The sequence below is a fragment of the Arthrobacter sp. JDC6 genome (assembly GCF_056484025.1).
In genome coordinates, this window is the sequence record NZ_CM151278.1 from 1,253,416 (window position 1) to 1,276,505 (window position 23,090).

A 23,090-nucleotide genomic window follows, 5' to 3' on the forward strand; every position below is an offset into this window, starting at 1 on the left:
CCAAGTAGACTTGCCTGAGTTCTACCGCGATAAGCGCGGCTGGAGGGCAAGCTATTTGAAAACGTTCTAGGAGGAACCTGTGGCAAAGGCAAAGTTCGAGCGGACTAAGCCGCACGTCAACATCGGCACCATTGGTCACGTTGACCACGGTAAGACGACGCTGACGGCCGCCATTTCCAAGGTGCTGTACGACAAGTACCCGGATCTCAACGAGAAGCGTGACTTCGCGTCGATTGACTCTGCACCCGAAGAGCGTCAGCGCGGTATTACCATCAACATCTCCCACGTGGAGTACCAGACCGAGAAGCGTCACTACGCACACGTTGACGCCCCCGGCCACGCTGACTACATCAAGAACATGATCACCGGTGCTGCCCAGATGGACGGCGCAATCCTCGTGGTTGCCGCTACCGACGGCCCGATGGCTCAGACCCGCGAGCACGTTCTGCTCGCCCGCCAGGTTGGTGTTCCCTACCTGCTGGTCGCGCTGAACAAGGCTGACATGGTTGAGGACGAGGAACTCCTCGACCTCGTCGAAATGGAAGTTCGTGAGCTCCTGAGCTCGCAGGGCTTCGATGGCGACAACGCTCCGGTTGTCCGCGTTTCCGGCCTGAAGGCCCTGGAAGGCGACCCCGAGTGGGTCAAGTCCGTTGAGGACCTGATGGCTGCTGTGGACGAGTCCGTTCCGGACCCCGTACGTGACCGCGACAAGCCGTTCCTGATGCCGATCGAGGACGTCTTCACCATCACCGGTCGTGGCACCGTTGTTACGGGCCGCGCCGAGCGTGGAACCCTCGCCATCAACTCCGAGGTCGAGATCGTCGGCATCCGCCCGGTCCAGAAGACCACGGTTACCGGTATCGAGATGTTCCACAAGCAGCTCGACGAAGCATGGGCCGGCGAGAACTGTGGCCTCCTGCTCCGCGGTCTGAAGCGCGACGATGTCGAGCGTGGCCAGGTTGTCGTCAAGCCGGGTTCCATCACCCCGCACACCGACTTCGAGGCCAACGTCTACATCCTCTCCAAGGACGAAGGCGGACGTCACAACCCGTTCTACTCCAACTACCGCCCGCAGTTCTACTTCCGCACCACGGACGTAACCGGCGTTATCACCCTGCCCGAGGGCACGGAAATGGTTATGCCTGGCGACAACACTGAGATGACCGTTGCGCTCATCCAGCCGATCGCTATGGAAGAGGGCCTCGGCTTCGCAATTCGCGAAGGCGGCCGCACCGTTGGTTCGGGACGTGTTACCAAGATCATCAAGTAGTACTTGCTGACCTGAAGGACAGCCCCGCTGCAGTAGCAGCGGGGCTGTCCTTTTTCGTTAAGGGGCCACTGGTACTGTTGCACCACTGAAAGGAGTTCATCATGGGATGGCTTATTTTCCTGATCATCGCGGTTGCCGTTGTAGCCGGGGTGTTCTGGACCAGGAAGTACTTCCGGCGCGAGATTGACCGGGCCAAGCGGATCAACAGGGCAAACAAAAACCAGTAGCAACAGCGGCAGAACACCGATCTGCCGGTATTCCTTACTCCTACTTTTCGGTATACCTAAATTCGGGGTATCCTCGTCATATCGACGCCCGCAACGACGAGGACACGCAATGGCTGTTTCAACAATGACGGCGGAATCCGCCACCCCCAGGATCTGGTCCCGCCTGCTCCTGCTCGGGCCGGCATTCGTTGCTGCCATTGCCTACGTCGACCCGGGAAATGTCGCCGCCAACCTGACCGCCGGCGCCAGCTTCGGCTACCTCCTGGTCTGGGTCCTCGTTGCAGCCAATGGCATGGCCGTACTGATCCAGTACCAGTCAGCCAAGCTGGGGCTCGCCACCGGCATGAGCCTGCCCGAAATCCTTGGGAAGCGCCTGGGCACGCGGCGCCGCCGCGCCTATTGGGTGCAGGCCGAGATCGTTGCCGGGGCCACTGACATGGCCGAGGTTATCGGTGGGGCAGTGGCACTGAACCTGTTGTTCGGCCTGCCCCTGCTGACCGGCGGCGTCATTATCGGCCTGGCGTCGATGCTGCTGCTGGCGCTCCAGTCGCACCGCAGCCAGAAATCCTTCGAATTTGCCATTCTTACCCTGCTGGGCGTCATTGCTGTCGGGTTCGTTTCGGGCCTCTTCGTCGCACCGCCTGACGCCGGCGGCGCCCTGGCCGGACTGGTGCCCCGGTTCGAGGGAACCGACACCGTGCTGCTCGCGGCGAGCATGCTCGGGGCCACGGTTATGCCGCATGCCATCTACCTGCATTCCGCCCTTGCCCGCGACCGCCACGGATTCTCGGAAGATCCGGCGGTCAGGACCCGGCTGATCCGAACCACGCGCGTGGATGTCGCCGGCGCTCTGCTGCTCGCCGGCGTCGTCAACATTGCCATGCTGCTGCTGGCTGCCTCCAGCCTTCGCGGCGTGGAGGGTACTGACACCATAGCCGGCGCGCACGCTGCCGTGACGTCCGCACTGGGCCCTGTGATCGGCGTCGTTTTCGCTGTGGGCCTGCTGGCCTCCGGCCTGGCGTCCACCTCGGTGGGATGCTACGCCGGGGCCACCATCATGGGCGGCCTCCTCAAGGTGCGGATTCCCCTGCTGGTCCGGCGGACCGTCACCCTGATTCCCGCGCTGGCGGTCCTGGGCGCAGGGATTGAACCGACGCTGGCGTTGGTCCTGAGCCAAGTCCTCCTGAGTTTCGGCATCCCGTTCGCGCTGATCCCCCTGATCCGGCTCACCGGCAGCCGCAAGGTGATGGGCATCCATGCCGATTCAAAGCCGCTCAAGATCGCCGGGTGGACCAGCGCCACCCTGATCGTGGGCTTGAACTGCGTGCTGATCTTCCTCACGGTGTTGGGACACGGCTGAACCCGCGGCCGCCGCTACAGTGCCGGTGGCGCGCCACTAATGTGGCCGGTGGCGCCGTGCCCTGGACAACGCCTGGTACCAGTAGAAGGACCGCTTGGGCGTCCGCTCCAGTGTCTCGAAGTCCACGTGCACCAGCCCAAAACGCTGTGAGTAGCCGGCCGCCCACTCAAAGTTGTCCATCAGCGTCCAGACGTAGTAGCCCCGGAGATCCACGCCCTCGGCGTGGCCGCCGGGGGCGGTGGCGTCAAGCGCTGCCGTCAGATGTGCGGCAAGGTACTCCACGCGGTCGGTGTCTTCCAGTGTGCCGGCGATACGGTCGGGTTCGGGGAAGCTGGCACCGCCCTCGGTGATGTACACCGGGGGGAGGGCCGCTCCGTACCGGTCCCGCATTTCCCGCAGCAGGATTCCCAGATGGTCAGGTGCCACGGGCCAGCCGAATCCTGTGCTGTCGAACTCGGAGTAGCCAACCTCGTGGAAGGGCAGCTTGGCGAGTTGCTTGTGCATATCCGCAGGCAGGGGAGTGATGCCCGGCCCCAGGGCCACCTTGACGGGGAAGTAGTAGTTCAGTCCGTAGAAGTCCAGCGGCTGGTGGATGGTCCGGAGGTCCGCATCGGAAATCCTCCCGATTGATCGCAGCCAGGGCTTAGCGTACAGCGGCAGCGAGGGGTATTGGCCCAGCAGGACGGGGTCGGCATAGATCCTGTTCATGAGCAGGTCGTAGAGATGGGCCACCAGCCGGTCGCCAAGCTTCCTGGTGGCGGGCCTGACGGGGGAATGCAGGTTGGTCAGGCCGATGCCGCCCGCCACGCCGGCCGCCCGCAGTGCCTGCACGCCGAGCCCGTGCGCCAGGAGCTGGTGATGGATGGCGGGAAGGGCGTCAAACATCAACCGGCGCCCCGGTGCGTGCACTCCAAGGGCATAGCCGTTCAGGGTGACCGAGACCGGTTCGTTGAGGGTGACCCACTGCGCCACACGGTCGCCGAACCGCTCGCCGGCAGCCCTGGCATACTCGCCAAACCGCTCCGCGGTGTCACGGTTCAGCCAGCCGCCGCGGTGTTCCAGGGGCAACGGGGTGTCCCAGTGGTAGAGCGTTGCCATGGGGGAGATGCCGGCCTCAAGGAGTTGGTCGATCAGCCGGTCGTAAAAGTCCAGGCCCTCGGGATTGAAGCCGCCCTGGCCATCCGGCTGGATGCGTGGCCAGGACAGCGAGAACCGGTATGAGTCAACGCCCAGTTCCTTGAGCAGCGCCACATCCTCCGGCAACCTGTTGTAATGGTCGCAGGCCACGGCGGGGGAGTGTCCGTCCTGGATGGCGCCGGGCTTCTCCGCAAAGGCATCCCACCCCGATGGCCCACGGCCCCCGGCCTTAAGTGCGCCTTCAATTTGGAACGCCGCCGCCGCGACGCCAAGCGTGAACGACGGCGGAACGCGTCCGGCCAGTTCGGTCACCGATTCAGTGCCTTCCAGGGTCATGCTCCCTATCATCCAGCGCGTTCGGGTCCGCGGCAATGGCCGGTGACCAGCACGTACCCGGAGCCGATTCGCATCTGCCGCGGATTTCCGGCATACTAGATGAGTTGTTCAAGCGCTTCTTCGCGTCCCGATCCGGATAATGCCGGGTGCAGGGTCCAAGCTGAAGACCAAACATAACCCACCCCCATGGAACTGCGGATTTATATGTGCGCCCAGCGCGACACGCCCGACCGCGGGGGTCGGTTACGCCGGCAAGGTGAGGAACCCGGATTCATCCGGATTCAGTTTGTGCGGCGGATGGTGGTTACGACCTCAAATGCTTCGGCAGCCATACAACGAGTAAGTGAACAGGGCAGCCCTAAACCGGGGAAGCACAGACTGAAAGAGAGTCAGGCGACATGGCGGGACAAAAAATCCGCATCCGGCTGAAGTCATACGACCACGAGGTCATTGACGTTTCAGCACGGAAGATCGTTGAGACGGTCACGCGCGCAGGCGCAACGGTAGTCGGCCCCGTGCCGCTGCCGACGGAGAAGAACGTGTACTGCGTGATCCGCTCTCCGCACAAGTACAAGGACAGCCGCGAGCACTTTGAAATGCGCACGCACAAGCGTCTTATCGACATCATCGATCCCACGCCGAAGGCTGTTGACTCGCTCATGCGTCTCGACCTGCCGGCTGACGTGAACATCGAAATCAAGCTGTAGGGAGGTGCTGAGAAACTATGACCGCAACCCGTAACGTAAAGGGCCTGTTGGGCACGAAGCTCGGCATGACCCAGGTCTGGGACGAGAACAACAAGCTCATCCCCGTCACTGTGGTCCAGGCAGACTCGAACGTCATCACCCAGCTGCGCAACGCTGAGACCGATGGCTACGTCGCCGTTCAGATCGGCTACGGCCAGATCGATCCCCGCAAGGTCACCAAGCCGCTGGCTGGTCACTTTGAAAAGGCAGGCGTCACGCCTCGCCGCCACGTCGTCGAACTCCGTACCGCAGATGCTGCCGAGTACGAGCTGGGCCAGGAGCTCTCCGTAGAGGTCTTCGAAGCCGGCCAGAAGATCGACGTCATCGGCACCACCAAGGGTAAGGGCTTCGCCGGTGTTATGAAGCGTCACGGCTTCCACGGTGTTGGAGCTTCCCACGGTGCCCACAAGAACCACCGTAAGCCCGGTTCAATCGGTGGCGCATCCACCCCGAGCCGCGTCTTCAAGGGCATGAAAATGGCCGGCCGCATGGGCGCCGTTCGTCACACCACGCTGAACCTCACGGTCCACGCGGTTGACGTCGAGAAGTCGCTGCTCCTGATCAAGGGTGCCGTTCCCGGCGCCCGCGGCCAGGTCGTACTCGTACGCACCGCCGTGAAGGGAGCCTAGTTCAATGGCTAACACTGTCCAGGTTGACCTGCCTGCAGAGATCTTCGACGTTCAGACCAACGTGCCGCTGCTGCACCAGGTTGTCGTTGCCCAGCTCGCTGCTGCCCGCCAGGGAACCCACAAGACCAAGACCCGCGCTGAAGTTTCCGGTGCAGGACGCAAGCCGTTCAAGCAGAAGGGCACCGGCCGCGCCCGTCAGGGTTCCATCCGTGCTCCCCACATGACCGGCGGTGGCATCGTCCACGGTCCCACTCCGCGTGACTACAGCCAGCGCACCCCCAAGAAGATGATTGCGGCTGCACTGCGCGGCGCACTGTCTGACCGGGCACGCAACGGTCGCATCCACGTTGTCGCAGAACTGGTTGAAGGCACCAAGCCCTCCGCCAAGACCGCACTGGCAACGCTCCGCGATGTGTCCGACCGCAAGAACCTGCTGGTCGTCATCGAGCGCGATAACGATGTTGCCGCACTGTCCGTGCGCAACCTCGCCGGCGTTCACGTTCTGTACGTAGACCAGCTGAACACCTACGACGTTCTCGTCTCTGATGACGTTGTCTTCACCAAGGCTGCCTACGACGCATTCGTTGCCGCTAAGGCAGCTAAGAACGAGGAGGATGCCAAGTGAGTGCAGCCACCATCAAGGATCCCCGCGACGTCGTGCTTGCACCCGTCGTGTCGGAAAAGAGCTACGGCCTGATCGACGAGGGCAAGTACACCTTCCTGGTGGACCCCCGTTCGAACAAGACCGAGATCAAGCTGGCCGTGGAGAAGATCTTCTCCGTCAAGGTCGAATCGATCAACACCATCAACCGTGCCGGTAAGCGCAAGCGCACCAAATTCGGATGGGGTACCCGCAAGAACACCAAGCGTGCGATTGTCACCCTCAAAGAAGGCACCATCGACATCTTCGGCGGTCCGCTCGCGTAGCGGAGACCACTTTAACGAGGAAATAAATTATGGGAATCCGTAAGTACAAGCCGACTACCCCGGGCCGTCGTGGCTCGAGCGTAGCGGACTTCATCGAAATTACGCGGTCGACGCCGGAAAAGTCGTTGGTACGTCCGCTGCCCAAGAAGGGCGGCCGTAACAACACCGGTAAGATCACCACCCGTCATAAGGGTGGTGGGCACAAGCGCCAGTACCGTCTGATCGACTTCCGTCGCCACGACAAGGACGGCGTCAACGCCCGCGTTGCCGAAATCGAGTACGATCCGAACCGCACGGCTCGCATCGCCCTCCTGCACTACGTTGATGGCACCAAGCGTTACATCATCGCTCCCAACAAGCTCTCCCAGGGTGACGTTGTCGAGGCAGGTGCCGGTGCTGACATCAAGCCCGGTAACAACCTGCCCCTGCTCAACATCCCGGTGGGTACCGTTATCCACGCAGTGGAACTGCGTCCGGGTGGCGGCGCCAAGATGGGCCGCTCCGCCGGCGCATCCATCCAGCTTGTTGCCAAGGAAGGCCGCTTCGCCCAGCTGCGCCTGCCTTCCGGTGAAATCCGCAACGTTGACGTGCGCTGCCGCGCAACCGTCGGCGAGGTGGGCAACGCCGAGCAGTCGAACATCAACTGGGGCAAGGCCGGCCGTATGCGGTGGAAGGGCGTCCGCCCGACCGTCCGTGGTGTTGCCATGAACCCGGTTGACCACCCGCACGGTGGTGGCGAGGGTAAGACGTCCGGTGGACGTAACCCCGTCAACCCGAACGGTAAGCGTGAAGGCCGCACCCGCCGCCCCAACAAAGAGAGCGACAAGCTTATTGTGCGTCGCCGTCGTACTGGCAAGAACAAGCGATAGGAGCCTGGACACATGCCACGCAGCCTGAAAAAAGGTCCTTTCGTCGACCAGCACCTCTTTGTGAAGGTAGCCAGGGAAAACGAAAAGGGCACCAAGAACGTCATCAAGACCTGGTCCCGCCGTTCGATGATCATCCCCGACATGCTCGGACACACGATCGCCGTACACGACGGACGCAAGCACATCCCGGTGTTTGTCACTGAGTCGATGGTCGGGCACAAGCTCGGCGAATTCGCTCCCACGCGGACATTCCGCGGCCATGTCAAGGACGACCGTAAGGGCAAGCGCCGCTAGGCGCCTGCGTTTACGTCAAAGACGAGAGAAGGAAAGCAATGGAAGCCAAGGCAATTGCGCGCCACATCCGCGTAACGCCTATGAAGGCCCGGCGCGTCGTCAACCTTGTTCGTGGATTGCAAGCGAATGAGGCTCTGGCAATTCTGAAGTTTGCCCCCCAGGCAGCTTCGGAGCCGGTATTCAAGGTAGTTCAGTCGGCAATCTCCAACGCCCGGGTCCTCGCGGACCGCGACGGCGTGGCGTTTGACGAAGGCGACCTCATCATCAGCGAAGCGTTTGTTGATGAAGGCCCGACCATGAAGCGGTTCCAGCCGCGTGCCCAGGGTCGTGCATTTCAGATCAAGAAGCGCACCAGCCACATCACCGTGGTAGTCGCTACCCCGGAGAAAGAGGAGGCTCGCTAAGTGGGACAGAAAGTAAACCCGCACGGGTTCCGACTCGGCATCACCACCGATCACGTATCGCACTGGTTCGCTGACAGCACCAAGGCAGGCCAGCGGTACAAGGACTTCGTCCGCGAAGACATCCGCATCCGCCAGCTCATGTCCACGGGCATGGAGCGCGCCGGCATCGCCAAGGTCGAGATCGAGCGCACCCGTGACCGTGTCCGCGTGGACATCCACACGGCACGTCCCGGCATCGTCATCGGCCGCCGTGGAGCAGAAGCAGACCGCATCCGCGGCGAGCTCGAAAAGCTCACCGGCAAGCAGGTCCAGCTGAACATCCTCGAGGTCAAGAACCCCGAGATGGAAGCCCAGCTTGTTGCCCAGGGCGTTGCAGAGCAGCTGACTTCCCGCGTGGCATTCCGCCGTGCGATGAAGAAGGCCATGCAGTCTGCTCAGCGTGCAGGTGCCAAGGGCATCCGTATCGCCTGCTCGGGCCGCCTGGGTGGCGCTGAAATGTCCCGCTCGGAGTTCTACCGCGAAGGCCGTGTGCCCCTGCACACCCTCCGCGCGAACATCGACTACGGCTTCTACGAAGCCAAGACCACCTTCGGCCGTATCGGCGTGAAGGTCTGGATCTACAAGGGTGACGTCACCGCCAAGGAACTGGCAGCACAGGCTGCTGCAGCTCCGTCCCGCGGTAACCGTGGCGACCGTCCCGGCCGCCCGGGTGGCGCTGACCGTGGTGACCGCCGCCGTCGCACCGACCGCCCGGCCGCTGACGCAGCTCCTGCTGCCGAAGCACCGGCAGTTGAAGCAGCACCTGCTGCTGTAGAAGGAGGACAGGCTTAAATGCTTATCCCACGTCGAGTCAAGCACCGTAAGCAGCACCACCCGGGTCGTTCCGGCGCTGCCACGGGCGGCACCGAGGTCTCGTTCGGTGAGTGGGGTATCCAGGCCCTGAGCCCGGCATACGTCACCAACCGCCAGATCGAATCTGCCCGTATTGCGATGACCCGCCACATCAAGCGTGGCGGTAAGGTCTGGATCAACATCTACCCGGACCGTCCCCTGACCAAGAAGCCGGCCGAAACCCGCATGGGTTCCGGTAAGGGTTCACCGGAATGGTGGGTCGCCAACGTCAAGCCGGGCCGGGTTCTTTTCGAACTCTCCGGTGTCAATGAAGAGGTAGCTCGCGAGGCCCTGCGCCTGGCAATCCACAAGCTGCCGTTGAAGGCACGCATTGTGCGTCGCGAAGGTGGTGAGTAGAAATGGCAGTAGGATCCAAGGATCTGGCTCCCGCACAGCTGGACGGTTTCGACAACGAGCGTCTCGTTGAAGAACTCCGCAAGGCCAAGGAAGAGCTGTTCAACCTGCGTTTCCAGTCCGCCACCGGACAGCTGGAGAACCACGGTCGCCTGCGCGCGGTAAAGAAGGACATCGCCCGCATCTACACCGTTCTCCGCGAACGCGAGCTGGGCATTCGTGCCGAGGTTGCCGCACCGGTTGTGGAAGCCAAGGAAGAGAAGAAGTCCAAGAAGGCTTCAACCAAGAAGGCCGACAAGGCTGAAAAGGCTGAGACCGAGGAGGACGCCAAGTGAGTGAAAAGGACCAGAACGTGACCGAAACTGCTACCGCAGCCAAGGCTGGGCAGCGCGGTTACCGCAAGACCCGTCGCGGCTACGTGGTCTCTGACAAAATGGAAAAGACCATCGTCGTCGAGGTTGAAGACCGCGTGAAGCACGCACTGTACGGCAAGGTCATCCGCCGCACTTCCAAGGTCAAGGCACACGACGAAGAGAACACCGCCGGCATCGGCGACCTCGTAGTCATCGCCGAGACCCGTCCGCTGTCCGCCACCAAGAACTGGCGGCTCGTGGAAATCCTCGAGAAGGCCAAGTAGCACCTGCTGCTTAGCTGTTGCCCCTGCTCCCTCCCGGGAGCGGGGGCTTCCTCGTTTAACGGGCAGCGGGCGTGGCCGTCCGTGCCACACAGACGCCCGATCACTTCCTGCATCTTTTCCCGAAACGCCCCATCAGTTCCTGCACGCTTTTCGGAAACGCCACATCACTTGCCGAAACGTACCAGCGGGAGGTGATGGCGCGTTGGAGGATTTCCTGCAGGTAGTGATGGGGCGTAGTGGGCTGCCGGACGACGGCGGCGCCTGGACTGGCGGGGGAGTGGCACCTTTGGTGCGCCAAAAGGCTGCCGTGCGTGACGCCGTCGTCCGTCTTGCGGGGCGGTGGGCGGTGGTGATATGGGGACCGGCGGAAAACGTGCTAGGATATTGAGTTTGTATGGCGCCTTTCGCGCGCCGTCATCAACCTCGTAAACAAGCGTGCCACAGCATAGTGCCCCTGTGCGCCCGGGATCCGTCCCGGACCGGATGGGAGCAACTGCTTCTGGCACGGGCGTTTAGGCCTGGTCTGGCAAAATCCAGGCAGGTCAAGAGACACCCCGATCAACCGTTCCGCAAGGCTCATTCCGTAGCAAGATCACGGCCTGAGAACCGGCGCGACGCAAGGAGTAAATAGTGATTCAGCAGGAGTCGCGACTCAAGGTCGCCGACAACACGGGTGCTAAGGAAATCCTTACCATTCGCGTTCTCGGTGGATCCGGCCGTCGCTACGCAGGCATCGGTGACGTCATTGTCGCCACCGTCAAGGATGCAATCCCGGGCGGCAACGTAAAGAAGGGCGATGTGGTCAAGGCCGTCATCGTCCGTACCAAGAAGGAACGCCGCCGTGCGGATGGTTCCTACATCAAGTTTGACGAGAACGCAGCTGTGATCCTGAAGAACGACGGTGACCCCCGCGGTACCCGTATCTTCGGACCGGTTGGTCGTGAACTGCGTGACAAGAAGTTCATGAAGATCGTTTCTCTGGCTCCGGAGGTGCTCTAGTCCATGGCTGCAAAGATCAAGAAGGGTGACCTGGTTCAGGTCATCACTGGCGCCAAGGCTGAGCGCGGCGGCGACCGCGGCAAGCAGGGCAAGGTTCTGCGCGTATTCACCGACACCAACCGCGTGCTGGTTGAGGGTATCAACCGCGTCACCAAGCACACCCGGGTTGGACAGTCGCAGCGCGGCACCAAGACCGGTGGCATCGAGGTCGTAGAGGCCCCGATCCACATTTCCAACGTGGCCCTGGTTGACCCGTCGACCAAGAAGCCGACCCGCGTGGGCTTCCGCCTCGACACGGTGGAGAAGAACGGTGTCAAGAAGACCGTCCGCATCCGCGTGTCCAAGAGCTCCGGGAAGGACATCTAATGACTGAGACTCTCGAGACTCCGGCAACGAAGATCGTTCCTCGTCTGAAGACCAAGTACGCCGAATCCATCAAGGCAACGCTCCAGGATGAATTCAAGTACGAGAACGTGAACCAGGTACCCCGCCTGGTGAAGGTTGTTGTGAACATGGGTGTTGGAGATGCCGCCAAAGACTCCAAGCTGATCGACGGCGCTGTCCGCGACCTCACCCAGATCACCGGCCAGAAGCCGCAGGTTACCAAGGCCCGCAAGTCGATCGCACAGTTCAAGCTGCGCGAAGGCATGCCCATCGGTGCACACGCAACCCTGCGTGGCGACCGCATGTGGGAATTCGTGGACCGCCTGGTCACCCTGGCCCTGCCCCGTATCCGCGACTTCCGCGGCCTCAGCGGCAAGCAGTTCGATGGCAACGGCAACTACACCTTCGGTCTGACCGAGCAGGTTATGTTCCACGAAATCGACCAGGACAAGATCGACCGCGTCCGCGGTATGGACATCACGGTTGTGACCACCGCCAAGACCGATGACGAAGGCCGCGCGCTGCTCAAGGCGCTTGGTTTCCCGTTCAAAACCGAAGCTTAATTAACTACGTAAAAGGTCCGGCCGCTCCGCTCCATCAAGGAGGGAACGGCGGAAACCGTTACGAGGAAGGGCATGAGCCCACATGACAATGACAGATCCTGTCGCAGATATGCTTACGCGCCTGCGTAACGCAAACTCGGCATACCACGACTCCGTGTCTATGCCTTACAGCAAGCTCAAGGCACGCGTTGCCGACATCCTCAAGGCCGAAGGTTTCATCGCCGGCTGGAAGGAAGAGGACGCTGAGGTTGGCAAGAAGCTGACCCTCGAACTCAAGTTCGGTCCGAACCGCGAGCGTTCCATCGCCGGTGTACGCCGCATCTCCAAGCCGGGTCTCCGCGTTTACGCGAAGTCCACCAACCTGCCTCACGTGCTCGGTGGCCTGGGTATCGCAATCCTGTCCACCTCTTCCGGCCTCCTGACTGACAAGCAGGCCGGCAAGAAGGGCGTGGGCGGCGAAGTCCTCGCGTACGTCTGGTAACGGGAAAGGAAGAGAATAATGTCACGTATTGGACGTCTCCCCATCACCGTTCCTGCCGGCGTTGAGGTCAAGGTTGACGGCTCTGTCGTCAGCGTCAAGGGTTCCAAGGGGGAGCTGACCCACACTGTGGCCAGCCCCATCGAGGTTGCCCTGGACGAGAACACCCTGACCGTCAGCCGCCCGAACGACGAGCGCGCCTCCCGTTCGCTCCACGGCCTGACCCGCACCCTGATCGCCAACATGATCCAGGGCGTCACCGCAGGCTACGAGAAGAAGCTTGAAATCGTCGGTACCGGTTACCGCGTTCAGGCCAAGGGATCTGACCTTGAGTTCGCTCTCGGCTACAGCCACCCGGTCAGCGTTTCCGCTCCGGCCGGCATCACCTTTGCAGTAGAGGGACCGACCAAGCTCTCTGTCTCAGGTATCAATAAGCAGCAGGTCGGCGAAGTTGCTGCCAACATTCGTAAGCTGCGGAAGCCGGACCCCTACAAGGGCAAGGGCATCCGTTACGCCGGCGAAGTCATCCGCCGCAAGGTCGGAAAGGCTGGTAAGTAACCATGGCCATCTCCATTAACAAGAAGCGTACGAACAAGAGCAAGGCTGCTGCCCGCAGCCGCCGCCAGCTTCGTATCCGCAAGCGCATTGCCGGTACGGCTGCCCGCCCCCGCCTGGTGGTCAACCGCTCCGCACGCCACGTATTTGTCCAGGTTGTCGATGACAGCATTGGCCAGACCGTAGCAAGCGCGTCCACCCTGGAAGCTGACCTCCGTGCATTCGACGGTGACAAGACTGCCAAGGCCAAGCGCGTCGGCGAGCTCGTTGCCGAACGTGCCAAGGCTGCCGGCGTCGAGGCTGTCGTGTTCGACCGTGGTGGTAACAAGTACCACGGCCGCATTGCCGCCGTCGCTGACGGTGCTCGCGAAGGTGGGCTGTCACTGTGACCGAAGCAAACAAGGAAAAGGACACTGTGTCTGCAGATCAGAAGGCGCCCGAAGCCGCAGCTGCTGAGACCACTGCCCCCGCTGCCGAGGACCGCCGTGGTGGCGCCCGTCGCGGCGAGCGTGGCGACCGCGGCCAGGGCCGCGGCGACCGCGGTGGCCGTGGCGGCCGCGACGGTGGCCGTGAAGCCGAGAAGAACCAGTTCGTAGAGCGCGTTGTCACCATCAACCGCGTTTCCAAGGTCGTCAAGGGTGGTCGTCGCTTCAGCTTCACCGCACTCGTCGTCGTTGGTGACGGTAACGGCATGGTCGGCGTGGGCTACGGCAAGGCCAAGGAAGTTCCCGCTGCTATCGCCAAGGGCGTTGAAGAGGCCAAGAAGTCCTTCTTCCGCGTTCCCCGCGTTGGCAGCACCATCCCGCACCGCGTTCAGGGTGAAGCCGCTGCAGGCGTTGTAATGCTGCGTCCGGCCTCCGCCGGTACCGGTGTTATCGCCGGTGGCCCGGTCCGTGCAGTACTGGAGTGCGTGGGTATCCACGACATCCTCTCCAAGTCGCTCGGTTCCTCCAACGCCATCAACATCGTTCACGCGACTGTTGATGCCCTGAAGCGCCTCGAAGAGCCGGCAGCAGTGGCAGCACGCCGCGGCCTGCCCCTCGACGAGATCGCTCCGGCGGCACTGGTGAAGGCCCTCCTCGCCCCTAAGGCAGGTGTTTAGTCATGGCTAAGAACCTGGTCCCCTCCGACGCTCAGTTGGAGATCACTCAGATCAAGTCCGCCATTGGCGGCAAGCAGAACCAGCGCGACACCCTTCGGTCCCTCGGCCTGAAGCGGATCGGACACACCGTTGTCCGCACCGCCGATGCCGTGACCGTTGGAATGCTCAACACGGTTCCGCACCTGGTAAAGGTAGAGGAGGCGAAGTAAATGGCAGAGAACACTGCTGATAAGGCACAGGCTGCTGAGAAGCAGAACGCCCTGAAGGTTCACCACCTGCGTCCCGCGCCGGGTGCCAAGACCGCCAAGACCCGTGTTGGTCGTGGTGAGGCATCCAAGGGTAAGACTGCCGGCCGTGGTACCAAGGGTACGGCTGCCCGCTACCAGGTGAAGGCTGGCTTTGCCGGCGGCCAGTTGCCGCTGCACATGCGCCTGCCGAAGCTGCGTGGCTTCAAGAACCCGTTCCGGGTTGAGTTCCAGGTTGTAAACCTGGACAAGCTCAACGAGCTGTTCCCGGAAGGGGGCGCAGTCACCGTGGAGAACCTGGTCGAAAAGGGCGCAGTTCGCAAGAACCAGCCCGTCAAGGTGCTGGGCACCGGCGACATCACCGTCAAGGTTGACGTCACCGCCCACGCATTCTCGGCCAGTGCCGCTGAAAAGATTGCTGCAGCAGGCGGAAGCACCACCGCCCTCTAAGGGACGGCGCCAGCTGTTGAACTCCCGGTATCCGCGGGCTTCGGCCCCGGATACCGGGAGTTTTTCACATCCGCCGGGCGATATTTTCCTGCCATCCGGCGCATGCGCGCTGGCGCGGATTGTTCGCACGGCACATTCAACCGTTACACTCGGTTGTCGGGATTTATCAAGTTCCGCACCCCCACTCTTATTGACACCACAGGAGGACGCTTGCTTAGCGCATTTGGCCGGGCCTTTCGCACGCCTGATCTGCGACGCAAGTTGTTGTTCACGCTGGGAATCATCACCATATTCCGCTTGGGTGCTTTCATTCCCTCGCCAGGTGTGAACTACCAGAATGTCCAGCAATGCTTGCAGAACGGTCAGACCGCCGGCGGGCTGTACCAGCTCGTTAACCTCTTCAGCGGCGGTGCGCTGCTCCAGGTGTCCATCTTCGCCCTGGGCATCATGCCCTACATCACGGCCAGCATCATCGTCCAGCTGCTCCGGGTGGTCATTCCCCGGTTCCAGCAGCTTTACGACGAGGGCGCGTCGGGACAGTCCAAGCTGACCCAGTACACCCGCTACCTCACCATCGCGCTGGGCCTGCTCAACGCCACCACGCTGGTGTCCCTGGCCCGCTCCGGGCAGCTGCTTCCCGGCTGCCAGCTGCCGGTGATCCCGGACAACAGCATCATCACCACCATCCTGATCATCATCACACTGACGGCCGGCACCGGCCTGATCATGTGGATGGGTGAGCTCGTCACCGAGAAGGGCGTGGGCAACGGCATGTCGCTGCTCATCTTCACGTCCATCGCTGCGCAGTTCCCCACCTCGCTGGGTGCCATCTGGACCTCGCAGGGCCCCGGGACCTTCTTCATTGTCCTGGCCGTTGGCCTGCTCACCGTCGCGCTGGTGGTCTTCGTGGAACAGTCCCAGCGGCGCGTTCCGGTCCAGTACGCCAAACGTATGATCGGCCGGCGCACCGTGGGCGGCACCAGCACCTACATTCCCATCAAGGTGAACATGGCCGGTGTCATTCCGGTGATCTTCGCCTCCTCCATGCTCTACATTCCCGGGCTGATCGCACAGTTCAACCAGCCCCGGAACGGCGAGTCGATGCAACCGTGGGTTGAATGGATCAACAACAACCTCACCCGCGGTGACCACCCGATCTATATGGCGGTTTACTTCGTCCTGATCGTGTTCTTCACCTACTTCTACGTCGCGATTACCTTCAACCCTGAAGAAGTCTCAGACAACATGAAGAAGTACGGCGGCTTCATCCCAGGTATCCGCGCCGGCAGGCCGACCGCTGATTACCTGCAGTACGTGCTCTCTCGGATCACCCTGCCCGGCGCCCTCTACCTGGGCTTCGTGGCGCTGATCCCGTTGGTTGCACTGGTACTGATCAACGCAAACCAGAACTTCCCGTTCGGTGGCACCTCGATCCTGATCATGGTGGGCGTTGGGTTGGAGACCGTAAAGCAAATTGATGCGCAGCTACAACAACGTCACTACGAAGGGCTTTTGCGATGACGAGAATGCTGATTATTGGACCTCCCGGTTCCGGAAAAGGAACGCAGGCGGAGCGGATCTCAGAACGCCTCGGCGTTGTGGCCATCTCCACCGGTGACATCTTCCGGGCCAACGTGAAGGGTGAAACCCCTCTGGGCATCGAGGCCAAGAAGTACATGGACAACGGTGACTTTGTTCCGGACAGCGTGACCAACAAGATGGTCCGCGACCGCCTGGGCGAGTCCGACGTCGAGAACGGCTTCCTGCTTGACGGCTACCCGCGCACCACCGCGCAGGTGGACTACCTGGACGAGATCCTCGCCGACGGCGACGAGAAGCTCGACGTGGTCCTGCAGCTGACCGCCGATGACGAGGAACTGGTCCACCGCCTCCTGGGCCGGGCCAAGGAAACGGGCCGGAGCGACGACAACGAAGCCGTCATCCGCCACCGCCTTGACCTGTACCACGAGCAGACCGAAGCCGTGGTGGCAAAGTACGCCGAGCGCGGCATCCTCACCCAGGTTGACGGGATCGGTCCCATCGACGAAGTCACCAACCGCGTAATGCAGGCCATCAAGGCCGCACAGGCAGCCTGACCCCAGGCGCCCGGTTTATCGAGGCTCCTCCCGGCATCCGGGAGGAGCCTCAGCCATTTGAAAGGACACACCATGGCCTTCGGCCAGCCCCGCATCGAATTCAAGAACAACGCCCAGATGCGCACCATGCATGAGGCCGGCCTGGTCCTCAGCCGTGCACTGGATGCCGCCGTTGCCGCCGCGGTGCCGGGGGTCACCACCAAGCACCTGGATGACGTCTTTGCCGCAGTCCTCAACGAGGCAGGTGCCAAGTCCAACTTCCTGGGCTACCACGGCTTCCCCGCTACCATCTGCACGTCCGTCAATGAGGAAGTGGTGCACGGCATCCCCGGCAGCCGCGTCCTGCAGGACGGCGACATCATCTCCATCGACGGCGGCGCGATCGTCAACGGCTGGCATTCGGACTCCGCCCGCACGGTGATCGTGGGAAACGCGGACCCCGAGGACCAGCGGCTGTCCGACGTCACCCATGCAGCGATGTGGCGGGGGATCGCGGCACTGGCAACCGGCACGCATGTGGGGGACATCGGAGCCGCCATCGACGACTACGTTTCATCTGTGCCGGGCAAACCGCTTGGCATCCTGGAGGACTACGTGGGCCACGGCATCGGCTCCGAGATGCACATGGCACCGGACGTCCTGAACTACCGCACCAACCACCGCGGGCCCAAGATCAAACCGGGCCTGTGCCTGGCCATCGAGCCCATGCTGGTCCGCGGCAGCATTGACACGGCAGTCCTGGATGACGACTGGACGGTGGTCACCACCGACGCCAAGCGTTCCTGCCAGTGGGAGCACTCCGTGGCCGTGCACGAAAAAGGCATCTGGGTGCTTTCAGCTCCCGACGGCGGCGCGGAGCACCTGTTGCCCCTCGGCGTCACCCCCGTGCCGATCCCGTAGGCGACGCGCCGATTCCGTAAGCGACGCGCGCCTTCAGGCACGACACGCAAAAGCCCTGGCGACACCTGTAAATGGGTGTCGCCAGGGCTTTTGCGCGTCGGCCAGGTGCTAGGACTTCAGTTTCGGCTTCACGTCGCGGTCGTAGATGCTCTGCAGGGTGTTCTTGAGGTCCGTCATGGTGGACTTGACGTCGCCCTGCTGGGTGAGGATCTTGGCGGCGGCCTTGGCCATCTCCTGGTCGGCACCCGGCAGGAACACCCGGGCGTTGTCCTGGACTTTGGTTACCGCCAGCTGGTCCATGGCGGTCTTGATCTGTGGCGTCTTGGCCAGGACGGCCGCCATGTCCGCGGACTTGCGGGTGGGCATGTAGCCGGTGGCTGCCGAGAACTCCGCCGTGCTCTCCGGCTGGGTGACGAAGTCCAGGAACTTGCCGGCGGCCAGCTGTTCCTCCTTGGTGATCCCGCTGGGGATGCCCAGCCCGGCGCCGCCCGTGGGGCACACGTTCGACTGGGATTTGGGACCGCCCGGCAGGAAGCCAACACCAACGTTGAACTTGGCCGACTTCAGGATCCCCAGCAGCGAACCGGTGGACGAAATGGTGGTGGAGGTCAGCCCGGCCGAGAAGTCATCCGCCGCTTCCTTGGACGAAACACCGGCCCACTTGTCCTTGTAGATGGAGTCCTGCGCCCACTGCAGGGCCGCCACGGAATCGGTGGAGTCGCACGTGATGTTCCATTCCTTGGACCAGCCGCCGCCCCAGCCCCACAGCATGTTCTGCAGCGTCCAGCCCGCGTACCCGGCGAGTGCGGGGTAGATATAGGCGTACTGCGCGCCCGAGCTTGCCTTCAGCTTGGGTGCCCACTGACTGAACTCGTCCCAGGTCTTCGGGGCACGGTCGGGAATTCCAGCCGCCGCAAAGTGGTCCTTGTTGTAGTAGAACAGCGGCGTTGACCGGCCGTAGGGCAGTGCCCACTGCTTTCCGTCGTATTTGTAGTCATTGACCAGCGACTGCTGGAAGTCGTCCATCTTCATGTCCAGCTGCTTGATAAGGCCGTCAACCGGAATGATGCTGCCGTTGGTGTAGTAGCGGAACCACCAGACATCGGACAGGACCACCACGCCCGGCAGGCCCGACTTAGCGGCCTGGGCGGTCTGGAACTTCTGGGCAATTTCCTCGTAGTTGGCACCGGCGGTGACCAGGTTGACGGTGATGTCCGGGTTCTTGGCGTGGAATTTGTCGATCAGGCTCTTCTCCACCTCCTGGGACTGGCCAGGGTGGCTGGACCAGAAGTCGATCTTGGCGGCGGGCTTCACGCCGTTGAAGTCGATCTCGGCTGCCTGGGAGGTAGCCTGGCCGCCGCCGGTTGTTGATGGTCCGCCGCATGCGGCCAGGGCAGCTGCAGAGGCGGATACCCCTGCCAGGCCCAGGAAATGCCTCCGGTCCAGGTGCAGTGTCATGACGGTTCCTTTCGGTTGTTGCCTTGGTAAAGGTTGGAAAGTACGACGGCGGCCGGCAGCTTAGCCGGTTACGCTGCCCTGGGTGAGGCCCGCAACGATGTAGCGCTGGAGGGCCGCGAAGATGATCAGGATGGGAACGATGACCAGGACCGCCCCGGCCATGAGGACGCCCCAGCCGGCGGCGTTGCTTTCGTTGTTCTGCAGCAGGGTGAGACCCACGGGCAGGGTCATGGTTTCGGGGCGGTCCGTGATGATGAGGGGCCAGATGTAGTCATTCCATTCGGTCACGATCGTCACCAGTGCCACGGTGGCGATGGACGGGACCGAGACGGGAACCACGATCTGCCAGAGCCGGCGCCAGTGGCCGGCACCGTCCACCTCGGCCGATTCCAGGATGGAGGCGGGAAGCGTGCGGAAGTGCTGGCGGAGCAGGAACGTTCCGAACGCGGTGCCAAGGCCGGGGAGGATGATGCCCCACAGCGTGTTCTTCCCGCCGATGCCGGCGATCAGGATGAAGTTGGGCAGGATGGACACCTGCGGCGGCACCATGAGGGCCACCAGGATCAGCAGGAAGATGAAGTTCCGGAACGGGAAGCGGACAAACACCAGGGCATAGGCCGTCAGGATCGCCAGCAGCACCTTGATGGTGGCCCCGGCCAGGGTAACGATGGTGCTGTTCAGGAAGAACTGCCCAAACGGCACCGTGGTCATGGCGGTCCGGTAGTTCTGCAGGTCCAGGCTTTCAGGGAGGATCTTCAGGTCCGTGGTGACGATCTCGCCGGACGTCTTGAAGGAGCTCAGGACCATCCACAGGAGGGGCAGGAACACCACCAGGGTGGCCACGAGCAGCGGCAGGTAGCCGGCCACCACGGTCCGGATGAGGTTGCGGCGGGAGAACGGCCGGTCACGGTGGAGGCTTGGCTCCGGTCCGGCAATGGCGGGAGCTGCGGGGTCGGGGCTGACCGGGGAAAGGGAAGTCACGAGTAATGCACCTTTCGTTCCACGAACCGCAGCTGCAGCACGGTGATCACCAGGAGGATTGCGAACAGGACCACGGAAATGGCTGCCGAGTAGCCGGCCCTGTTGTACGCCCCGAAGGCCTGCAGGTAGGCCTCGTAGATCAGGGTGCTGGTGCCGGTGCCCAGCGGCGTCATGATCCGGATGAGGTCGAAGGCCTGCAGCGAGCTGAGCATGGTGGTGATCAGGAGGAAAAACGTGGTGGGGGACAGCAGCGGCAGCGAGATGCTGACAAAGCGGCGGAATCCGTTGGCGCCGTCCAGGGACGCGGCTTCCATGACATCCGCCGGGAGGGACTGGAGCCCCGCAAGGTACACCACGGCGCAGTAGCCCAGGTTTTTCCAGACGTAGACCAGGATCACCATGACCAGCGAGAGTTGGGGGTCGTTGATCCACTGCGGGCTCTGCTGCCCGATGCCGCGCAGCAGCCAGGCCAGGACGCCGTAGCCGGGGTCGAAGATGAACAGCCACACCAAGCCCACGCCGACGCCGGAGAGTACGTACGGGGCAAAGACGGCCGAACGGGCGAAGGTGGTGCCGCGGACCTTCGCGTTCAGTGCCAGCGCCACCAGCAGGCCCAGCACCATGGAGCCGCCCACCGTGACCACGGTGAACACAGCCGTGGTCCCCAGGACTTTCGGCGCATCATTGCTGGTGAAGAAGGTGACGTAGTTGCTGAGGCCAACCACGGTGGCCGTGGGGGAGCCAAGGGTCCAGTCGAGGGTGGAGTAATAGATATTGCTGAACAGCGGCCGGTAGGTGAAGACGGCGATCAGCACCAGGTTGGGCAGCGCCATGGCCAGGAAGACAAAGAAGTCCCTGCGGGTCCGTGCAGTCCACCGGCGCTTAGGGATTTTCGCGGACCGCCCCGGAGGCCTCTTGGGTTTGGCGGCGGGGTGGGGGGCGAGTTGACGGGTCATGCGTGTCTCTCCCGGGTTGGGAGCCTGCTCGTGGCCGGCCCTGGCTTGATCTAGGGACTACTACACCAGACCGTCAGGGGGCTGAAACCCGCATATGCCCTTGTCAGGGGACTGTTATCCAAGGCTTCGTCGCCCGTTAACGCTGTGTTGAATGCAGTCTCGCACAAAGTCCCGCGATGCGGCAGGGGCGCGCTCACAGAGGGGAGAATAGGGGAATGGGAACCATCACCGACGTGCCGGGCATCCGGGTAGGCCAGGTCCACAAGGACAGCGGGGGCTGGCTGACCGGCGTCACCGTGGTCCTGCCGCCGCCGGGCTGCGTGGGTTCGGTGGAGGTCCAGGGCGGCGGCCCTGCCACACATGAAACGGACGCCCTTGACCCCACCACCCTGGTCAGGTCGGTGGACGCCGTGGTGCTGACCGGCGGCAGCGCCTACGGGCTGGCGTCCGCGGCCGGTGCCCAGCGCTGGTGCGAGGAGAACGGGCGGGGGTTCGCCGTTCCCGGGGGCGTCGTGCCCATCGTCCCCGCTGCCGCGATCTTCGACCTTGGCAGGGGCGGCGACTTCAAGGCACGGCCGACGCCGGACATGGGCTACGCCGCAACGGCCGCCGCGGCAGCACAGAAGGAAGGGCACGACGTCGAACGCGGCAACGTGGGTGCCGGAACCGGGGCACTTATTGGCAGGGGGCAATACAAAGGGGGAGTTGGCACGGCGTCGGTCACGCTGGAGAACGGGGTAGTGGTCGGCGCGCTGGCCATAGTCAACGCACTCGGGCTCCCGTTCGACCAGACCAAACCTGGCTTTCCAGCGCCAATCAAAGCAGCGACCACGACGAACACCACCCTTGCCGTGGTGGCCACGAATGCCGTCCTTGATGCGGCCGAGTGCAAGCGCACGGCGGCTGCCTCGCACGCGGGGATTGCCCGTGCCTTGAATCCCAGCCACACCCTCGCCGACGGGGACACCGTTTTTTGCCTGGCGACCGGTGCCGTGGCACTGGACCGCTCGGACGAAGCTGCCCGGCAGGTCAGCCTTATTACGCTGCAGAGTGCGGCAGCCGACGTCGTCCGCCTGGCCATCCTGGACGGCGTGGCCAGCGCTGCAGGCGTCAGCACTCCAGCAGGCGAATATGGTGCGTACCGCCCGGCGTAGGCTACTATGGCCGATTTAACTTTTACCGGCCAACAGGGTAGTGTTGTTTGTTGGTTGTCTGGACTGCCACGCCCTTTTGGGCCTGGAGGCGGCAATCGATCCAACAAAAACGTTCGTGGTCATGCCCGGTGCATTCCGGCGGGACTGCGGCAACAACAGTTAGCGGAGGGTATGGCCAAGAAGGACGGGGTCATTGAGATCGAAGGCGTTGTGACCGAGGCGCTGCCTAACGCGATGTTTCGCGTTGAGCTCACCAACAAGCACATCGTTCTGGCACACATCTCTGGAAAGATGCGTCAGCACTACATCCGAATCCTCCCCGAGGACCGCGTAGTGGTGGAGCTGAGCCCGTACGACCTCACCCGTGGTCGTATCGTCTACCGCTACAAGTAAATTGCTGGGCGGCTTCAGCACAAGCTGACCGCTGCTCCAGTTGACCACACTGCTACACGCAAAGGAACGCCATGAAGGTCAAGCCGAGCGTCAAGCAGATCTGCGAAAAGTGCAAAGTGATCCGCCGTAATGGCCGGGTCATGGTGATCTGCGAGAACCCGCGCCACAAGCAGCGCCAGGGCTAATTTCCTTCCCTGAAGGAAATCCTGGGTTGCTAACCCACGCAAGTAAATAAAGGCAGCACAAGCTGATCTGGAACATTGAGCTCGAAAGAGTCCGGACAGCTAACCCCCGG

At 62.7% G+C, this 23,090-nt stretch carries 33 protein-coding genes; 29 read left to right on the forward strand and 4 right to left on the reverse strand.

Annotated elements, in window-relative coordinates; translation table 11 throughout:
- The first annotated feature begins 79 nt into the window (after positions 1-79).
- From tuf to ACV095_RS05860, 3 genes are all read left to right on the forward strand, one after another.
- Complete coding sequence (tuf, locus tag ACV095_RS05850) at positions 80-1,270, forward strand: elongation factor Tu (RefSeq protein WP_013601835.1); 1,191 nt, start codon at positions 80-82, stop codon at positions 1,268-1,270.
- Positions 1,271-1,371: 101 nt separating this feature from the next.
- Positions 1,372-1,497 (forward strand): hypothetical protein, encoded by a 126-nt coding sequence (locus tag ACV095_RS05855; RefSeq protein WP_018769130.1) that lies wholly within the window; start codon positions 1,372-1,374, stop codon positions 1,495-1,497.
- A 109-nt stretch (positions 1,498-1,606) separates the two neighbouring features.
- On the forward strand, positions 1,607-2,857 hold the full coding sequence (locus tag ACV095_RS05860; RefSeq protein WP_026265740.1) for an Nramp family divalent metal transporter: 1,251 nt from the start codon (positions 1,607-1,609) through the stop codon (positions 2,855-2,857).
- Positions 2,858-2,893: 36 nt separating this feature from the next.
- Here ACV095_RS05860 and ACV095_RS05865 read toward each other — a convergent pair whose 3' ends face one another.
- Entirely contained in the window at positions 2,894-4,330 is a 1,437-nt protein-coding gene (locus ACV095_RS05865; protein ID WP_018769132.1) for a GH1 family beta-glucosidase, read from the reverse strand.
- A 398-nt stretch (positions 4,331-4,728) separates the two neighbouring features.
- On the opposite strand from ACV095_RS05865, the gene rpsJ reads away from it, so the two are divergent.
- From rpsJ to map, 23 genes are all read left to right on the forward strand, one after another.
- Positions 4,729-5,037, forward strand: coding sequence for a 30S ribosomal protein S10 (rpsJ, locus tag ACV095_RS05870; protein ID WP_003803825.1), 309 nt, complete (start codon positions 4,729-4,731; stop codon positions 5,035-5,037).
- A 17-nt stretch (positions 5,038-5,054) separates the two neighbouring features.
- Positions 5,055-5,705 carry a 50S ribosomal protein L3 gene (gene rplC, locus ACV095_RS05875; RefSeq protein WP_018769133.1) on the forward strand — a complete coding sequence of 217 codons (651 nt, stop codon included), beginning with the start codon at positions 5,055-5,057 and terminating at the stop codon, positions 5,703-5,705.
- Positions 5,706-5,709: 4 nt separating this feature from the next.
- On the forward strand, positions 5,710-6,330 hold the full coding sequence (rplD, locus tag ACV095_RS05880; protein WP_478223100.1) for a 50S ribosomal protein L4: 621 nt from the start codon (positions 5,710-5,712) through the stop codon (positions 6,328-6,330).
- Entirely contained in the window at positions 6,327-6,632 is a 306-nt protein-coding gene (gene rplW / locus ACV095_RS05885) for a 50S ribosomal protein L23 (RefSeq protein WP_011692807.1), read from the forward strand. Before rplD ends, rplW begins: the two co-directional genes overlap by 4 nt.
- A gap of 29 nt (positions 6,633-6,661) precedes the next feature.
- On the forward strand, positions 6,662-7,501 hold the full coding sequence (rplB, locus tag ACV095_RS05890) for a 50S ribosomal protein L2 (RefSeq protein ID WP_026264302.1): 840 nt from the start codon (positions 6,662-6,664) through the stop codon (positions 7,499-7,501).
- A gap of 12 nt (positions 7,502-7,513) precedes the next feature.
- Complete coding sequence (gene rpsS / locus ACV095_RS05895) at positions 7,514-7,795, forward strand: 30S ribosomal protein S19 (protein WP_003803803.1); 282 nt, start codon at positions 7,514-7,516, stop codon at positions 7,793-7,795.
- 38 nt (positions 7,796-7,833) lie between these two features.
- Positions 7,834-8,199 carry a 50S ribosomal protein L22 gene (gene rplV, locus ACV095_RS05900; RefSeq protein WP_009358304.1) on the forward strand — a complete coding sequence of 122 codons (366 nt, stop codon included), beginning with the start codon at positions 7,834-7,836 and terminating at the stop codon, positions 8,197-8,199.
- Positions 8,200-9,030, forward strand: coding sequence for a 30S ribosomal protein S3 (rpsC, locus tag ACV095_RS05905; protein WP_018769135.1), 831 nt, complete (start codon positions 8,200-8,202; stop codon positions 9,028-9,030).
- Positions 9,031-9,447: a 50S ribosomal protein L16 gene (gene rplP / locus ACV095_RS05910; RefSeq protein WP_015937848.1), complete on the forward strand. Its 417-nt coding sequence runs from the start codon at positions 9,031-9,033 to the stop codon at positions 9,445-9,447.
- A gap of 2 nt (positions 9,448-9,449) precedes the next feature.
- The gene (gene rpmC, locus ACV095_RS05915; protein ID WP_018769136.1) at positions 9,450-9,779 is read left to right on the forward strand and encodes a 50S ribosomal protein L29; all 330 of its coding nucleotides are present in this window, start codon (positions 9,450-9,452) and stop codon (positions 9,777-9,779) included.
- On the forward strand, positions 9,776-10,081 hold the full coding sequence (gene rpsQ / locus ACV095_RS05920; protein ID WP_018769137.1) for a 30S ribosomal protein S17: 306 nt from the start codon (positions 9,776-9,778) through the stop codon (positions 10,079-10,081). The genes rpmC and rpsQ overlap by 4 nt, the downstream gene beginning before the upstream one ends.
- Before the next feature lie 630 nt (positions 10,082-10,711).
- Positions 10,712-11,080, forward strand: coding sequence for a 50S ribosomal protein L14 (rplN, locus tag ACV095_RS05925; RefSeq protein ID WP_003803789.1), 369 nt, complete (start codon positions 10,712-10,714; stop codon positions 11,078-11,080).
- A gap of 3 nt (positions 11,081-11,083) precedes the next feature.
- Positions 11,084-11,446: a 50S ribosomal protein L24 gene (gene rplX, locus ACV095_RS05930; RefSeq protein ID WP_015937845.1), complete on the forward strand. Its 363-nt coding sequence runs from the start codon at positions 11,084-11,086 to the stop codon at positions 11,444-11,446.
- The gene (rplE, locus tag ACV095_RS05935; RefSeq protein WP_018769138.1) at positions 11,446-12,027 is read left to right on the forward strand and encodes a 50S ribosomal protein L5; all 582 of its coding nucleotides are present in this window, start codon (positions 11,446-11,448) and stop codon (positions 12,025-12,027) included. The genes rplX and rplE overlap by 1 nt, the downstream gene beginning before the upstream one ends.
- An 82-nt stretch (positions 12,028-12,109) precedes the next feature.
- Positions 12,110-12,508 (forward strand): 30S ribosomal protein S8, encoded by a 399-nt coding sequence (rpsH, locus tag ACV095_RS05940; RefSeq protein WP_018769139.1) that lies wholly within the window; start codon positions 12,110-12,112, stop codon positions 12,506-12,508.
- Positions 12,509-12,526: 18 nt separating this feature from the next.
- Complete coding sequence (gene rplF / locus ACV095_RS05945) at positions 12,527-13,063, forward strand: 50S ribosomal protein L6 (RefSeq protein WP_018769140.1); 537 nt, start codon at positions 12,527-12,529, stop codon at positions 13,061-13,063.
- Positions 13,064-13,065: 2 nt separating this feature from the next.
- Positions 13,066-13,449 carry a 50S ribosomal protein L18 gene (rplR, locus tag ACV095_RS05950; protein ID WP_018769141.1) on the forward strand — a complete coding sequence of 128 codons (384 nt, stop codon included), beginning with the start codon at positions 13,066-13,068 and terminating at the stop codon, positions 13,447-13,449.
- Entirely contained in the window at positions 13,446-14,162 is a 717-nt protein-coding gene (gene rpsE, locus ACV095_RS05955) for a 30S ribosomal protein S5 (RefSeq protein ID WP_018769142.1), read from the forward strand. The genes rplR and rpsE overlap by 4 nt, the downstream gene beginning before the upstream one ends.
- 2 nt (positions 14,163-14,164) lie before the next feature.
- A complete protein-coding gene (gene rpmD, locus ACV095_RS05960; protein ID WP_009358731.1) occupies positions 14,165-14,371 on the forward strand; it encodes a 50S ribosomal protein L30 in 207 nt (68 codons plus the stop codon).
- Positions 14,372-14,857: a 50S ribosomal protein L15 gene (gene rplO, locus ACV095_RS05965; RefSeq protein WP_013601817.1), complete on the forward strand. Its 486-nt coding sequence runs from the start codon at positions 14,372-14,374 to the stop codon at positions 14,855-14,857. It abuts the gene before it with no gap.
- Between the two features lie 210 nt (positions 14,858-15,067).
- On the forward strand, positions 15,068-16,378 hold the full coding sequence (gene secY, locus ACV095_RS05970) for a preprotein translocase subunit SecY (protein ID WP_026265742.1): 1,311 nt from the start codon (positions 15,068-15,070) through the stop codon (positions 16,376-16,378).
- A 5-nt stretch (positions 16,379-16,383) separates the two neighbouring features.
- A complete protein-coding gene (locus tag ACV095_RS05975) occupies positions 16,384-16,953 on the forward strand; it encodes an adenylate kinase (RefSeq protein ID WP_018760442.1) in 570 nt (189 codons plus the stop codon).
- A 72-nt stretch (positions 16,954-17,025) separates the two neighbouring features.
- Positions 17,026-17,853 (forward strand): type I methionyl aminopeptidase, encoded by an 828-nt coding sequence (map, locus tag ACV095_RS05980; RefSeq protein WP_144600745.1) that lies wholly within the window; start codon positions 17,026-17,028, stop codon positions 17,851-17,853.
- 108 nt (positions 17,854-17,961) lie between these two features.
- Here the strand turns inward: map and ACV095_RS05985 are convergent, their stop codons facing one another.
- The 3 genes from ACV095_RS05985 to ACV095_RS05995 are packed head-to-tail and all read right to left on the reverse strand — an operon-like array spanning position 17,962 to position 21,248.
- On the reverse strand, positions 17,962-19,311 hold the full coding sequence (locus ACV095_RS05985; RefSeq protein ID WP_018769145.1) for an ABC transporter substrate-binding protein: 1,350 nt from the start codon (positions 19,309-19,311) through the stop codon (positions 17,962-17,964).
- 60 nt (positions 19,312-19,371) lie between these two features.
- Positions 19,372-20,292 (reverse strand): carbohydrate ABC transporter permease, encoded by a 921-nt coding sequence (locus ACV095_RS05990; protein ID WP_018769146.1) that lies wholly within the window; start codon positions 20,290-20,292, stop codon positions 19,372-19,374.
- Entirely contained in the window at positions 20,289-21,248 is a 960-nt protein-coding gene (locus ACV095_RS05995) for a carbohydrate ABC transporter permease (RefSeq protein WP_026265743.1), read from the reverse strand. Before ACV095_RS05995 ends, ACV095_RS05990 begins: the two co-directional genes overlap by 4 nt.
- Positions 21,249-21,463: 215 nt before the next feature.
- Here ACV095_RS05995 and ACV095_RS06000 point away from each other — a divergent pair, with 215 nt between their 5' ends.
- The 3 genes from ACV095_RS06000 (at position 21,464) to rpmJ (ending at position 22,980) form a co-directional block, all read left to right on the forward strand.
- Complete coding sequence (locus ACV095_RS06000) at positions 21,464-22,402, forward strand: P1 family peptidase (protein ID WP_478223101.1); 939 nt, start codon at positions 21,464-21,466, stop codon at positions 22,400-22,402.
- A 171-nt stretch (positions 22,403-22,573) separates the two neighbouring features.
- Complete coding sequence (infA, locus tag ACV095_RS06005; RefSeq protein WP_009358723.1) at positions 22,574-22,795, forward strand: translation initiation factor IF-1; 222 nt, start codon at positions 22,574-22,576, stop codon at positions 22,793-22,795.
- Between the two features lie 71 nt (positions 22,796-22,866).
- Positions 22,867-22,980 (forward strand): 50S ribosomal protein L36, encoded by a 114-nt coding sequence (gene rpmJ / locus ACV095_RS06010; protein WP_009358722.1) that lies wholly within the window; start codon positions 22,867-22,869, stop codon positions 22,978-22,980.
- The last annotated feature ends 110 nt before the right edge of the window (positions 22,981-23,090 follow it).

Coding starts and splice junctions, on each gene's coding strand:
- rpsH (WP_018769139.1), top strand. CDS start 12,110: ATGACAATGACAGATCCTGTCGCAGATATGCTTACGCGCCTGCGTAAC.
- rpsS (WP_003803803.1), top strand. CDS start 7,514: ATGCCACGCAGCCTGAAAAAAGGTCCTTTCGTCGACCAGCACCTCTTT.
- rplX (WP_015937845.1), top strand. CDS start 11,084: ATGGCTGCAAAGATCAAGAAGGGTGACCTGGTTCAGGTCATCACTGGC.
- rplE (WP_018769138.1), top strand. CDS start 11,446: ATGACTGAGACTCTCGAGACTCCGGCAACGAAGATCGTTCCTCGTCTG.
- rpmC (WP_018769136.1), top strand. CDS start 9,450: ATGGCAGTAGGATCCAAGGATCTGGCTCCCGCACAGCTGGACGGTTTC.
- rplB (WP_026264302.1), top strand. CDS start 6,662: ATGGGAATCCGTAAGTACAAGCCGACTACCCCGGGCCGTCGTGGCTCG.
- ACV095_RS06000 (WP_478223101.1), top strand. CDS start 21,464: ATGGGAACCATCACCGACGTGCCGGGCATCCGGGTAGGCCAGGTCCAC.
- rpsJ (WP_003803825.1), top strand. CDS start 4,729: ATGGCGGGACAAAAAATCCGCATCCGGCTGAAGTCATACGACCACGAG.
- rplR (WP_018769141.1), top strand. CDS start 13,066: ATGGCCATCTCCATTAACAAGAAGCGTACGAACAAGAGCAAGGCTGCT.
- infA (WP_009358723.1), top strand. CDS start 22,574: ATGGCCAAGAAGGACGGGGTCATTGAGATCGAAGGCGTTGTGACCGAG.
- ACV095_RS05975 (WP_018760442.1), top strand. CDS start 16,384: ATGCTGATTATTGGACCTCCCGGTTCCGGAAAAGGAACGCAGGCGGAG.
- ACV095_RS05995 (WP_026265743.1), bottom strand. CDS start 21,248: ATGACCCGTCAACTCGCCCCCCACCCCGCCGCCAAACCCAAGAGGCCT.
- ACV095_RS05860 (WP_026265740.1), top strand. CDS start 1,607: ATGGCTGTTTCAACAATGACGGCGGAATCCGCCACCCCCAGGATCTGG.
- rplC (WP_018769133.1), top strand. CDS start 5,055: ATGACCGCAACCCGTAACGTAAAGGGCCTGTTGGGCACGAAGCTCGGC.
- ACV095_RS05865 (WP_018769132.1), bottom strand. CDS start 4,330: ATGACCCTGGAAGGCACTGAATCGGTGACCGAACTGGCCGGACGCGTT.
- rplD (WP_478223100.1), top strand. CDS start 5,710: ATGGCTAACACTGTCCAGGTTGACCTGCCTGCAGAGATCTTCGACGTT.
- rplV (WP_009358304.1), top strand. CDS start 7,834: ATGGAAGCCAAGGCAATTGCGCGCCACATCCGCGTAACGCCTATGAAG.
- map (WP_144600745.1), top strand. CDS start 17,026: ATGGCCTTCGGCCAGCCCCGCATCGAATTCAAGAACAACGCCCAGATG.
- ACV095_RS05985 (WP_018769145.1), bottom strand. CDS start 19,311: ATGACACTGCACCTGGACCGGAGGCATTTCCTGGGCCTGGCAGGGGTA.
- rplP (WP_015937848.1), top strand. CDS start 9,031: ATGCTTATCCCACGTCGAGTCAAGCACCGTAAGCAGCACCACCCGGGT.
- rplF (WP_018769140.1), top strand. CDS start 12,527: ATGTCACGTATTGGACGTCTCCCCATCACCGTTCCTGCCGGCGTTGAG.
- rpmD (WP_009358731.1), top strand. CDS start 14,165: ATGGCTAAGAACCTGGTCCCCTCCGACGCTCAGTTGGAGATCACTCAG.
- rplO (WP_013601817.1), top strand. CDS start 14,372: ATGGCAGAGAACACTGCTGATAAGGCACAGGCTGCTGAGAAGCAGAAC.
- rpmJ (WP_009358722.1), top strand. CDS start 22,867: ATGAAGGTCAAGCCGAGCGTCAAGCAGATCTGCGAAAAGTGCAAAGTG.
- ACV095_RS05855 (WP_018769130.1), top strand. CDS start 1,372: ATGGGATGGCTTATTTTCCTGATCATCGCGGTTGCCGTTGTAGCCGGG.